The organism is Ruegeria sp. CI1 (assembly GCF_056536925.1).
In genome coordinates this window covers 228642-241543 of the sequence record NZ_JBQFQP010000007.1, presented here as the reverse complement: position 1 = coordinate 241543, position 12902 = coordinate 228642, and the positions used below count along the sequence as shown (strand labels likewise).

The following is a 12902-nucleotide window of genomic DNA, read 5'->3' as shown; positions in this document are numbered from 1 at the left end:
AGCTTCAGGAAATCCGTCCCGTCACCGCCGAACAGAGTGTCAACCGCCGCCCCCGCAACAACCGTGTCGTCTCCAGCCCCCAGCACACCGCCAAGACGCTCGATCCCGGTCATCGCGCCACCGCCCGGGCCAATCCCGGCCACGATATCGACCGTCACGTCCTGGGTAACCGCGCCGAGGCTCAGTTCGACAAAGTCACTGCCGGCGCCGCCGTCGATGACGCTGCCGAGACCGATACTCGTGATCCGGTCATCGCCCTCGCCGCCCTCGACGGTGTCCGCGCCGCCGCCCGCGTTGATGGTGTCATTGCCCTTGCCGCCCACGATCCGGTCGTCGCCACCCTTGGTGAAGATCGTGTCATTGCCGTCCGTGCCGGTGATGTCAAAACGCTCGAACTGATCAAACCTCACTGAGTAAGAATTGTTGCTACCGGACGCGTCTACGTACAGAACCTGCTCGTTGTTACTGCCGTCGCTGTCCAGCCGCAGTGAAACAGACCGAAGCGCAAGCGCTGTCCCAGTCACCACCCCGCCGGAGTAATCCAGCTTCAGGAAATCCGTCCCGTCACCGCCGAACAGAGTGTCAACCGCCGCCCCCGCAACAACCGTGTCGTCTCCAGCCCCCAGCACACCGCCAAGACGCTCGATCCCGGTCCAGCGGCCATCAACCCCTGTGCCAAGTTCAACGTTTATGTATACATCCAGATCGGTATTCAGGTTGAAACCGACAAAGTCCGTGCCCGAGCCGCCGTTGACTATGTCGCCGAACTGTACATCGAGGAAGGTATCGTCCCCTGACCCGCCCGCCATGACGTCGAGGCCCGCGCCTCCCCGCAGCGTATCCGAGCCCGCTCCCGCCAACATCAGGGTGGTTCCCGATCCACCAATTATCGAGTCGTTTCCGCTTCCGGTCAGGACCTGAAAATTCTCTACACCATAAAGCGTCGAAATGTTTTCGCCGCCGGAGGTCTGAATGCGTTTTCCACTGGAAAAATTCTGGAAGGTCACGTTCCCGGTAACACCTGAGTAGTCCAGTGTCGCTGTGTCTATTCCACCGGGATCGCTGAAAACCTGAGCCAATACTTCAGGGCTCACAACAATCCAGTCATTGCCTTCCGTCAGTATGCCGCCTGATTTGGCGTCATCATCCAAAATTGTGAATGTTGCAGCGGCAAGGTATTCGCTGACGTCCGGGTCTGGCTCTGATTGAACGATAAAACCAAAAGTCTCAGGTGTTTCATCTTCGGAGTCGTTGGTGATGTTGATACTGACGGATTTGGTTATCTCACCCGGAAGGAAGGTCAGCGGCTCATCAATTTTGAAGCTGTAGTCTCCGTCATTCGACGATCCGTGAACGATAGTGGTACTCACGTAGACCGTTTGAGCCAGAGTCGCATCTGCTCGGCTGATTTCGAAGGTGACAGAGCCATCGTCTTCGTTCACCGTGGCAGCAGGTTGACCAATCGACCAGCTGAAAGGTCGCCCGTTATAGGTTATTTGGGCATCGCCGATGAACGATGCAGACGCCAACGCAAAAGTCGCCAAGGCTTGGCTCTCAGGTGGGTCAATAACAGTCGTCGTTGACCCATCCAGGATAACGTCGATGATGCCACCAGGTTTGAAAGTCTCAAAAACTGCGACTGTGCTCCAACCAAGTGCGTCCGCAACGCCATCCTGGTCAACTTGCAAAAGTACCTTTCCGGTCGATAAATCCGTTCTGGCACGCACAAAAGTGTCCACCGCCGCGCCTGACCCTCCTGCCCAAAGGTCAGAAGTCATCGCAGAAAGATCAATCACATCTTGTTCGGTGTCGTCGTAGAAGCCCAGCCCGGACTTGTAATCCTTTATGAAATCTATGTCGGCGTCGCCGATGACAAAGGTGTCGCCGCCACCATCCCCGCGAAGGATATCCTGACCACGCCCGCCCGAGATCGTATCGTTGCCGACCCCTCCCTCGATCAGGTCATCGTCGTCACCTCCAGACAAAAGGTCATCACCTGTACTGCCATATATTTCGTCAATTCCCCCCAAACCAAGAATGTAGGAGGCAACGCCTTCCGGCGCCCGGAGCGCTCTGGCATTGTAGTCGTTTTTCGCGTCGGACCCGCCTTTGTAACCGTCGTAAATCTCTTGAGGAGCGCCGAATATATCTGGGAAGGCGGAGTAGTCATCGACGCCCATAATGACGCGCTGGCTGCCGTAAAACGAAACGAGTGGATCATTCGCCAGTTGTGAAACGTTCGACCAGTAAAGATCTGCGTTGTGCAAAGCGCCGAAGCCCTTGTCCAAGTATCGCAGATCATACAAGTTTAAAGCGAGGCTTGTATCATAATCGACCTCGGAGTTGTCGATGTTTGGTGTGTAAATCTCCAGAATTTCTGAAACATCGTGAAATCCTATATTGCCATCGGATATACTGAATTCATCAAATTCCAATTGCCCATTCGGTGAATAGCCGAAAGCAATATCCACTAAATCGAAAACTTCACCTCGCCTTGCCACGGGATCTCGCTCCGCGTACGTCACCCGGTCCAAATGGTGAGCGATCCCAATGTAATAATCAGGTTGAACAAGGACAATTTCATCGTCGGCGTTGTTGAACTCGATGATTTTTACAACGCTGGTGTCGCGTTCTTCCCGAAAACTGGTCTCTCCGACGTCTGTGAACAGATCTCGGTCGAAACCGGCCGACGCCAAGGAAACCACCGTCAGGTCGACGAGTGACCGGTTTACGTGTTGTGCATCAACCGCCGTGAATACATCAGCCATGGTCCCGCCGAGACTATGACCGGCAACTATGAAGTTCTCTATCGCGTATGCCGGATCGTTGGCTACCGATATTGCCGCGTCAATCAGTGGGCGAAATGCCTCGTAGTGTTCGTAAATGCCGTTGCCTGTCCAGGCCTGGCCTTCCCTGAATGCCGCATCTTTCCAGTCAGTTCCTCGAAACGCCAGAACCAGCGTTTTTGAGCCGTCAGGCAGGTTGCCGAGTGCAAGCAATCCTTGCGAGTCGAAATCTTTATTTTCTGCATATCTCGCCTGAAACAACCGCGAATCCTCGAAACGCGCATTCGGAGTGGGGACATAATTCCCGCCTAAAAATGTGTCAGTTAAGATAGTCCAGCCATCGAGGTAGCCGACGTAGTCATCGTCGACTCCATTGTCCCTGTCGTCCGCTCCTCGGAACTCGCCCGGCAAAGCCCAGTCTCCGTAGACGACCTTGGCAAAAAACGTTCCCAGTTCAATTATATCAGCGGCATTTCTGAACGTTTTTGGCGTGGCGGCGTCCAACGTTGTCTCGGCGAAGCTTTCAACTGCCAGCTGACCTGAGGTATCGCTTTGGAGCAATACAGTTGGTTCGGAATTTGAAGCGTCTGCGAATTCAACGAGATCCGAGATATTACTATCATCCAGGGTTTGTTGGGCCACTTTGTAAGATGGGTAAACAGCGCCCGAGCCATCGGTATATGATCCAGCTTTATCACCAATGCTGAATTGAAACTGAGATCCTGGTCCCAGATCGATATTACCTACATTGCCGATGACTTGACCAGCAATCGTGGCATCTCCCACCGCCAAGGGCACCGAATTTTGAGCAAGACCGAGGTAACTCGCAAAAAATATCTGGCCATCAACCTGATGTTCGATCGTCACCACATTTCCGAGGGTTTCTGTGGGATCGGGCGAGGAAACTGTCATCGTGCCATGGTCGCGAGACCTGTCACTTGAAGGATCTCGATCCGGAACGCTTTGCTCAACAAACACGACTTTTCCGTCTGCGACGGCAGCAACCTCTTCGCCGGACAATGTCCCCGATGTCACGGCGAAGTCCCAACCGTAGAAACGGTTGCCGTCGCGGCCGGTTTCACCGCCAGGCACCTGCACAATTGTCAGATCCAAGCTACGCCGGAAAGGCATTTGCAATACAATCGGCACTTTAATTGCCATGGGTAATACTCCCCGAAATCAAAAGTACCTGTCGGACTACTCCGACAGGTTCAAAATTTATCGTTCAATCCAAATGGGAACCTTAAGCCAGACACCGGCTGTCACGGACTGTCGCGGAGGACAGTAAAAGCTATCACTCATCAAAAAAATTACCCCTACGTCCCCCAACGTTACCCAAAGTAAACATATGAAAATTCATTTAATCAAGGTTTTTTGATCTCGTCCACGTCGAGTAGAGGCTTGCAGCTACCGCGCTGACCTGCCCCCTGCTGCGGCTCATTCTCCAGAGGGTAAAGACATATGCTCTTTGGTTCACGCAAAAGCAGAACCGACTGGAAGTCGGTGGGTTTGCTCCAGTGCATGGATGACAAAGTTCCCCCGCCGGACGGGATCGCCTGAACACCCCGAAGGAATGTAAGGATGTTCGTCGCTACGCATAGGCTTAAACATATGCTCAGAGGCCCCGCCGCGCCGCCACAGCAGCTTACCGGTCAGCCGCGGATCCTCGTGTCTGAACTTCGCCCGCCAGTTCCCGAACCGCTTCAACGGCAGCCCGTGCGCCTCGCAATATTCCCTCTGGTTCAACGTGCTGTCGCGCCAGCCCTCGATATGCGCACGCCAGAACGCCTCCAGTTCATTGCGCTTTTCCTCACTCAGTCGCGGCATTGATACCTCCTTCGTCACAGACCTCGCCGTCAAAAGAAGATCGGAACCACACGCCTAACGCCAAGTGTGCATTCCCTGTACGCTTACACTGGTTCCCTGATCGGGTTGACTGTATTCCCTGCACCGGTCAGAAATTTTCCCTGTTATTTTGCTTAGGGAATTTTCCCCTAACCCACTGCATAAAATGCGATTTTCGAGGTAAAATCAGGCCAAATACACGTTTTTCCGCGATTTTCCCTGTTATTTTCCCTGTTAGCAGGGAAAAATCAGCAGAGACCAGTTCGCTGAGGACTGGGCGCACTGCCATTGGCCGCAACCTTTCAAACAGACAGCTTTTTGGATCCCGATCTAGCAGCTGACCGGTTTTGCCTTTACGATAAAAAAACCCGGGCCAGCGCGGCCCGGGTTCGTTTTGGTCGCAAGGATTGTCCTACTCGTCGCTCTTCAGGCTGTTGGGATCGAACACATTTCCGAACCCACTGTTGTTCGACGGCTGTTCTTCGGTATTCGAAGAACTGTCATCCTCTTCACCAGTCAGCGATCCCGGCGCGAACACACCGCCAAAGCCAGAGTTGTTGGAACCAGACGGCGCCTGAGAGTCGTCCTCTTCCGTTCCCGGCGTCAGATCGTCCGGATCGAACACGCCTTCGAACCTGCGTTGACGACGCTCTTCGCGCTCCTGACGCAGTTTCTGAATACGCTCTTCAGCTTCAAGACGTTTCTGCTCTTTGACGTCCGCAATACATTGCGCAGGATTATAGACGGTTGCCGTGCCAACAACCGTGATCGTTGCGATGCAGAACATCACAAGGATAACAGCTGCCATATTGCCGGCAAAGAAGCTGGGCAGTTTAATCTTTCCCGCCAATTCCTCGACCGTTGCATTCTTACGTGCAGCCGCCACCAATTCCTGACGCTTGATCTTGGTTTCGTTGAGTAGGGCAAAGAACACCGTCAGCACAACAATTATGAAGGCCAGCGCCGAAATCGCCGGAGTGATCCCGTAACGCACCTTTTGCGCCAGTTCGATCGTGAGCGTCGGATATTCGCCGAAGGTGAAGGTGGTGGTGTTGTAGTTCTCGAACGAGGCGAGAAACGCCAATACCGCTGCCGAGGCGATGGCCGGTCGCATGAACGGCAGAAGGATCTTGCGGAAGGCCTGAGCGTGACTTGCCCCGAGGTCAAGAGCCGCCTCTGTGAGCGCCACGTCATAACGCTGGAGCCGCGCCACGAGTACCAGCATGCAATAACTGGCGATGAACGTCGACTGACCCACCACTGTCAGGAAGATACCATTCGACAGAAAGCTGTCGGCCCCCAAGCCCAGAACCCGGTTGATCCGATCCCAGAACACCAGTGTCGAGATACCCAATACCACGCCAGGGATCAGGATCGGTGCAATGATGACAGTATAGTAGGTGGCCCGAAGCTTGGGCCAGATCTGGGTGAGCATCAGCGCTCCAGCCAGACCCATCGCCACCGACAGAATGACCGTTCCAAGGCCAATGATCACCGAGTTCTTGATGCCATTCAGGATGCGATCATCCTGGAACAACGCGCCGAACCACTCGAACGTCAGACACTCCCAAGGCGTCATACTCGGGAACTCGGACGAGTTGAAGGCGGTGATCGACATGATCACCAACGGGCCCAACAGATAGGCAAAGAATATCGCCAGATAGACCCAGATGCTTACACGAAGGATAGAGTTGTTCATTTCCCTATATCCCCCATGTTCACCTTGAACACTCGCATCATTGCCAGCACGAACAGGATACAGGTCACCAACAGCACGATCGCATAGGCTGCGCCTTGCGGCCAGTCGTTGTTGTCATTGAACTGCTGATAAATAAGTTGCGTGAACCACAGCGATGACGGACCGCCCAGAATTTGTGGCGCAGCCAGCGCACCGGCGCTGAGCATGAATACCATGGTACAGCCCGAGCTGATACCGGGTTTGGCGTATGGAATAACCACCCGCCAATGGATGCGCCACCAAGGTGCACCAAGATCCCGTGCAGCTTCGATCTGATTGCCGTCGAGGCTTTCGATCACGTTGTACATCGGGAAAATCATCAGCAGGATATAGGCGTAACCCAGACCGGCATAGAGCGCGATGTCGTTGCGGATGAAGTCAAAGGGCGTATCAAAGATACCTGTCCCTATCAGCAAAGTATTCAGCACCCCGGTCTCACCAAAGATGATACGCAAGGCAAATGCGCGCAGGATCTCGTTGATCCAATAAGGAATGATCAACATGATCGCGAAGACGCGGATCTGATTGCCTTTGGTCTGTCCAAGATAATAGGCAATCGGATAGCACAGGATCAGGTTGAAGATCGTCACACAAACTGCGGCAACAAGCGTGCGGAAAAAGACCTTGAGGTCGACGACGTTATAGTCCTGCCCGCCCCCTTCTGGTCCAAAAACGAGGTATTTATAGTTCTCCAGTGTATAGACGTCCTTTGGACCACCGATTTCTGGCGGCGGCAGGTTCGGACGGAATGAAAAGTCAAGCATCGACAGCTGTGGCAGGATGATCAGGCCGATGGTCCAGAACAGGACCAGACCCAGGATCGCAAGCCCCATGCCGAAGCCGTTGCGGTTGAAGAATTCCTTGAGGAAGCCGGGCATGATCTGGCCTCCTTATTCCGCAGCCAGTTCGCCGGCGGGCACGATAACCGCATTGCGGGTCTCGTATTCCAGCGTGATCATCTGGCCGGTATGATCGTCGAAGGATTGGCCAAGGTTGGGAATGGACACCTTGATTTCTTTGCCTCCTTCACCTGCGGTGAAAATGTTGAACGCATTTCCTTCGAACTCTTCGTGATTGACCCGCGCGGTAACAAAGTGCGTTCCCTTGGCACCATCCGGAGCGATAGCGAACGCTTCGGGGCGGATAAACATCATGGCGGCATCGCCCTCATTCATCTTGCCCCGATTGGCAGTCGATATTCGCGCAACCAGATCGCCCGAGCGGTTCGTCGAAATCATCGCCTCATTACCCATGATTTTCTTGATCTTACCGCGGAACACGTTGTTTTCGCCAACGAACGACGCAGCGAATGCCGTCGACGGATCGTTGTAGATCGATTTGCCATCACCGATTTGGTCGATCACACCGGCACGCATCACGGCGATGCTGTCCGACATGGTCAGTGCCTCGCCCTGATCGTGAGTGATATAGATGAACGTGATGCCCACGCGCTGCTGGATTTCGCGCAATTCAGTACGCATGTGCTGACGCAATTTCAGGTCGAGTGCGGAAAGAGGCTCGTCCAGCAGCAGCACATGCGGCTCGGCACATAACGCACGAGCGATGGCGACACGCTGGCGCTGGCCGCCTGAAAGCTCACTGGGAAGCTTGTCACCTTGTCCCGGCAGCGCAATCATGTCCAGCAGTTCGTCCGCGCGCTTGCGACGTTCAGCGGCACTGGCGCCCTTGATTTCCATCGAAAAGGTAATGTTCTCCCAAACTTTCATCAGCGGGAACAGCGCAAGGTTCTGAAAGATCAGCGCCGTCGGCCGCTTGTTCGGGCCGATCCCCTTCATGTTGTTGCCGCCGATCAGAACATTGCCCTCGGACGGTTCCAGAAAGCCCGAAACTGCGCGCAAGATTGTGGTCTTGCCACAGCCCGAAGGGCCTAGGAACGAAAAGAAATCGCCCCCGTTGATATTCACATTGGCGTCGCGCACGGCGACAAAGTCCCCGAAACGGATCCAAAGGTTTTCCAGATCGACTCCGACCCCAGCACTCATTTTTGGTTTCTCCCTGTGATGTCAGTCCGTTCATGCGGCGACATCTTTTGTTGCAGTGTGCAAGACGCACACAAAGAGGGCCCCCTGAACACGCAGGGGACCCATATTTGAAGCGATCAGGCGCTTACGAACTTGTTGACGAACTCGGTCCGCACTTCGGCATACCAGGGGGCTTCGGCCGGCCACGGGTTCAGGTTGGCCAGCGAGTCGCCCGGATAGGCTTCGGCAAAGTTCTTCTTGTAGACGTCGCCAGCGAATTGGTCGGCGCCCAGTACCGGCGAGTTGTAGCCGTGACTGTCGATGGCCACGCCGGCCGGTTCCTTGCGATAGGCGAACTCGATGAAAGCATAGATCTGATCCATGTTTTCTGCACCGGTAGGCATCGACATGCCATCAACCCATGCCATCGCGCCTTCGACCGGGGCTTGATAGTGGACCGGTTCGCCTGCGGCCTTAAGCGCCAGCGGAGGACCATCCCAAGTCTGACCGACCACAACACCTTCGTTCAACAGCCCGTTCTTCTGGGTGTCGGCGTCATTCCAGATCAGCTTGATGCGCGATTTGCGCGCGATGACCCAATCGGTGATCTGACCCCATACCTTACGCATGGTGTCTTCGTCATTATATGCAGACCAAACCGATCCAGGCTCCATCTCGCCTGCGCGTTCCATGTACAGGCCAGCACCCAGCATCATCGAATGCGCGCGCCCCATGGTCTTGCCAGCATTCTCTTCCGACCACACATCGCCGTACGATGGTGCATCGCCATCGGGAAGCCATAGATCGGTACGATAAGCGATGCCCTCGGTACCCCAGATGTGCGGCAGCCAGTGCACGCCGCTGCCGCCAAAATTCCAGGCATCGGTGCCGATTTTGGCCATGGCCGGGTTCACCGCGTCGATACCAACCTTGCTCATGTCAAAGGGCTGCAGCAGTTCCAGCGGTTCCCACTGGAGCGAGCGATTGTTTGTAGGCGAAACAATATCGAAACCCTGCCCCTTGGTGGCCTTCATCTTGTTGATGATTTCCTCGTTCGAGCCGATACCGGTATAGTTCACCTTGATACCGGTATCTTTTTCGAACGCTTCAAGGAACGACGGTGGCAGATAGTCAGACCACATCAGGATGTTGATTTCACCCGACGAGGCCAGCGCGCTTTTCGAGTACAAAGGCGCTGCCAAAGCGGCTGCACCTGCACTCTTCAAGACACTGCGTCGAGTTACGTTAGATTTTGAAGCCATTTTTATTCTCCCATTTTGGACTGTTTTGGCTAGTTTGTTGTTGTTGTCAGATGATGACGTTTTCATGAAGTTTCCTAGTGTCTTTTCCCTTCCTGAAGTGACAGTTGGATATTTCCATAAGTCCAGTTTACGTAAGGACTCAATTCTTTGTGAAATATTGCATTGGTCATCTACCTTTGCAAACCCGCTGGCCTCTTCCCCGCACATGCCCGCTTAACCTTTTTCAATTATTTGAAAAGTTTGCAGCAGATTATTGATGCGCAGCTCATGATCGGCTTGCATTCTTTTTGGGTTTCTTGGATCGGTGGTTCTCCATTGAGGTTTCCACTATCCATCTCACCTGTTCCGTCATGCACTCAGTTTCAAACAGATCAACTTGCAAGGTCAACACAATTGAGAGCAACCGTCAGTCGCTGCATTCGCCAGTTTTGGGACATCGGGCAAAGAATAAACACCGGCGGCGCGCGTTTCACCCAAAGTGATCTCCCATAACGCAGTATTGGGGCATGCAACAAACTTCTTTCGCGTCGGGAAATTCAGGCCGGCGAGCCTACACGCCGGCCCGATTCACCCACGTGTTTCAATTCACAAGGCGGTTCTGAACAAGCCATTCAGGTTTTCTTCGGTCAACTTGATCGGGTTCCCGCCGCAGGACGGATCGGTGATGGCACCTTTAACCAACTCTGGAATGGACCCCTCTGTCACCCCCAGTTCAGACAGTCTGCGCGGGATGCCGAAGCTGTCGTTGAATTCCTGCACAAAGGCGCGAAAGCCGTCAAAGCCACCGTTGATACCCAGATAGGCGGCGGCGTGCTGGAATCGGTCGGCGATGGCGGGGGCGTTAAAATCCAGCACAGCAGGCATACAGACCGCGTTGGTGGTGCCGTGATGGGTGTTGAACACCGCGCCGATGGGGTGGCTCATGGCGTGGATCGCGCCCAGCCCCTTCTGGAAGGCGGTTGCGCCCATGGCCGCTGCGCTCATCATCTGGGCGCGGGCCTCAATGTCGCTGCCATCTGCGTAAGCGCGCGGCAGATATTCTTTCACCAAGCGCATACCTTCCAGCGCGATGCCCTGGCTCATCGGGTGATAATGCGGGCTCGAATAGGCTTCGACGCAATGCGCGAAGGCGTCCAGACCGGTGCCTGCGGTGATGAATTTGGGCATCCCAACCGTCAGTTCAGGATCGCAGATCACCACCGTCGGCAGCACCTTGGGATGGAAGATGATCTTCTTGGCGTGGGTCTCGGAATTTGTAATGACGCTGGCGCGGCCCACTTCGGACCCGGTTCCGGCAGTGGTGGGCACCGCTATGATCGGCGCGATGGCATCGGCATCCGCGCGGGTCCACCAGTCGCCGATATCCTCAAAGTCCCACACGGGCCGCGTCTGGCCGCACATGAAGGCGACCATCTTGCCCAGGTCCAGCCCCGAGCCGCCGCCAAAGGCAATCACACCATCGTGCCCACCGGCCTTGTATGCCGCAACGCCTGCGTCGAGGTTTTTCTCATTTGGGTTAGGGTCCACGTCACTGAATACACCGCGGCCCAGACCAGCCGCCGCCATGATATCCAGCGTCGCCGCTGTGATCGGCAGATCGGCCAACCCCTTGTCCGTGACCAGCAGGGGTTTCTTCATCCCGGCTGTGGCACAGGCTGCGGGCAGTTCCTTGATGCGCCCGGCACCAAATTTGATTGCGGTCGGATAGGACCAGTTTCCAACAAGTGACATGTCAGGTTTCCTTTGTGATATGAGACCTGCTCGGGCGAGGGGGTCAGACCCGAGCAGGCCGTCGTCCTTAGCCCGTGACCTTCTTCAGGTGGTAGGATTTGGGACGGGTGAGATTGTGATAGCCGATGACCGAAAGACCACCGCCGCGCCCGGTATTCTTGCAACCGGTCCAGCACAGGCCAGGGTCCAGATAGTCGGCCCGGTTCATGAAGACGGTGCCGGTCTCGATCTGGTCGCCCACACGCGCCGCGCGATCCACATCGCGGGTCCATAGGCTGGCAGTCAGGCCAAATTCGCTGTCATTCATCAGCGCGATGGCCTCAGCATCCGAGGACACTTTCATGATGCCCACTACAGGCCCAAAGCTTTCATCCCGCATCACCCGCATGTCATGGGTCACATTGGTCAGGATCTGCGGCGTGAGATATGCGCCGCCGTCATCCTCGGGGAAGGGGGCGATCTGCGCGACCGCACCGGCCTCAACCGCTTCGGCAATCTGGGCGCGCACCTCGTCAGCGAAGCGCACATTGGCCATCGGACCAATGGTTGTTTCGGCGTCCAGCGGATTGCCCAGTTTGTAGCCTTTCACGATCTCAACAGCCTTGGCGACAAAGTCATCATAAAGGCTTTCGTGAACGTAAATCCGCTCGATCCCACAGCAACACTGGCCCGAATTGAACATCGCGCCATCGATCAATGTATCAACCGCTGCGTCCAGGTCGGCGTCGTCCATGACATAACCCGGATCCTTGCCCCCAAGTTCGGTGCCGACTCCGGTGAAGGTGCCCGCTGCCGCACGCTCCATGGCCTGACCGCCACTGACCGAACCGGTGAAGTTCACAAAGTCGAACGCGTTGCCCGCAATCAGATCATTGGTCACGTCGTGGCTGAGGAATACATTCTGGAACACGTCTTCAGGCACCCCCGCCGAATGGAACGCCTGCGCCATCCGCTCACCAACCAACAAAGTCTGGGTCGCGTGTTTCAGAACAACCGTGTTGCCCGCGATCAGCGCGGGCGCTACCGTGTTGATCGCCGTCATGTAAGGATAGTTCCAGGGTGCAACAACAAAGACCACCCCGTGAGGAATGCGCTTGATATAGCGTTTGAAAGTCTCGTCTTCGCCCACGGCAATATCGGCCAGTGACGCTTCGGCAATCTCCGCCATATGGCTGGCACGTTCGCTGAAGCCACCAAACTCGCCGCCATAGCGCACCGGGCGGCCCATCATATGCGCCAGTTCCGGAACGATCTCATCATTCATCGCGCCGACGGCCGCGACGCCCGCCAAAACGAGGTCAATACGGTCCTGCAAGGGCCGCGCCGCCCAATCCGCCTGTGCTTTGCGCGCGCGCGCTGCGGCTGCAAAGGCAGCCTCCCGCGGCAGTACTTCTCGTTCCGCAAATACCGATCCATCGATCGGCGAGACACATTGCAACATCTGCCCCATAGTCACTCCATCTCTAAAGAGAGCAGGATCCCTGCTTCATCTGGCCATAAATATCCCGGGGGTCGCCTTTGTTTGCGCCATTGGTCCGAGCAGACAATGGCGACGGGC

At 55.5% G+C, this 12902-nt stretch carries 9 protein-coding genes; all 9 read right to left on the bottom strand.

The window, feature by feature from the left end:
* Window positions 1–3947, bottom strand: a 3947-nt coding sequence (locus ACR0LZ_RS10820; RefSeq protein WP_480749815.1) for a Calx-beta domain-containing protein, incomplete at its 3' end; no start/stop codon positions are given.
* Window positions 3948–4259: 312 nt separating this feature from the next.
* A complete protein-coding gene (gene tnpA / locus ACR0LZ_RS10815; protein ID WP_480749814.1) occupies window positions 4260–4613 on the bottom strand; it encodes an IS66 family insertion sequence element accessory protein TnpA in 354 nt (117 codons plus the stop codon).
* A 127-nt stretch (window positions 4614–4740) separates the two neighbouring features.
* The gene (locus ACR0LZ_RS10810) at window positions 4741–4920 is read right to left on the bottom strand and encodes a hypothetical protein (RefSeq protein WP_480749813.1); all 180 of its coding nucleotides are present in this window, start codon (window positions 4918–4920) and stop codon (window positions 4741–4743) included.
* A 123-nt stretch (window positions 4921–5043) separates the two neighbouring features.
* Window positions 5044–6330, bottom strand: coding sequence for an ABC transporter permease (locus ACR0LZ_RS10805; RefSeq protein ID WP_480749812.1), 1287 nt, complete (start codon window positions 6328–6330; stop codon window positions 5044–5046).
* Window positions 6327–7247: an ABC transporter permease gene (locus ACR0LZ_RS10800; protein ID WP_480749811.1), complete on the bottom strand. Its 921-nt coding sequence runs from the start codon at window positions 7245–7247 to the stop codon at window positions 6327–6329. Before ACR0LZ_RS10800 ends, ACR0LZ_RS10805 begins: the two co-directional genes overlap by 4 nt.
* Window positions 7248–7259: 12 nt before the next feature.
* Window positions 7260–8372, bottom strand: coding sequence for an ABC transporter ATP-binding protein (locus tag ACR0LZ_RS10795; RefSeq protein WP_480749810.1), 1113 nt, complete (start codon window positions 8370–8372; stop codon window positions 7260–7262).
* A gap of 116 nt (window positions 8373–8488) precedes the next feature.
* A complete protein-coding gene (locus ACR0LZ_RS10790; RefSeq protein ID WP_480749809.1) occupies window positions 8489–9613 on the bottom strand; it encodes an extracellular solute-binding protein in 1125 nt (374 codons plus the stop codon).
* Between the two features lie 585 nt (window positions 9614–10198).
* The gene (locus ACR0LZ_RS10785; protein WP_480749808.1) at window positions 10199–11344 is read right to left on the bottom strand and encodes an iron-containing alcohol dehydrogenase; all 1146 of its coding nucleotides are present in this window, start codon (window positions 11342–11344) and stop codon (window positions 10199–10201) included.
* Window positions 11345–11411: 67 nt separating this feature from the next.
* Window positions 11412–12794: an aldehyde dehydrogenase family protein gene (locus tag ACR0LZ_RS10780; RefSeq protein WP_480749807.1), complete on the bottom strand. Its 1383-nt coding sequence runs from the start codon at window positions 12792–12794 to the stop codon at window positions 11412–11414.
* Between the last annotated feature and the right edge of the window lie 108 nt (window positions 12795–12902).

What these genes read in the sequence shown, in the direction of transcription:
- tnpA (WP_480749814.1), bottom strand. Translation starts at nt 4,613, where the DNA reads ATGCCGCGACTGAGTGAGGAAAAGCGCAATGAACTGGAGGCGTTCTGG.
- ACR0LZ_RS10810 (WP_480749813.1), bottom strand. Translation starts at nt 4,920, where the DNA reads ATGGCAGTGCGCCCAGTCCTCAGCGAACTGGTCTCTGCTGATTTTTCC.
- ACR0LZ_RS10805 (WP_480749812.1), bottom strand. Translation starts at nt 6,330, where the DNA reads ATGAACAACTCTATCCTTCGTGTAAGCATCTGGGTCTATCTGGCGATA.
- ACR0LZ_RS10800 (WP_480749811.1), bottom strand. Translation starts at nt 7,247, where the DNA reads ATGCCCGGCTTCCTCAAGGAATTCTTCAACCGCAACGGCTTCGGCATG.
- ACR0LZ_RS10795 (WP_480749810.1), bottom strand. Translation starts at nt 8,372, where the DNA reads ATGAGTGCTGGGGTCGGAGTCGATCTGGAAAACCTTTGGATCCGTTTC.
- ACR0LZ_RS10790 (WP_480749809.1), bottom strand. Translation starts at nt 9,613, where the DNA reads ATGGCTTCAAAATCTAACGTAACTCGACGCAGTGTCTTGAAGAGTGCA.
- ACR0LZ_RS10785 (WP_480749808.1), bottom strand. Translation starts at nt 11,344, where the DNA reads ATGTCACTTGTTGGAAACTGGTCCTATCCGACCGCAATCAAATTTGGT.
- ACR0LZ_RS10780 (WP_480749807.1), bottom strand. Translation starts at nt 12,794, where the DNA reads ATGGGGCAGATGTTGCAATGTGTCTCGCCGATCGATGGATCGGTATTT.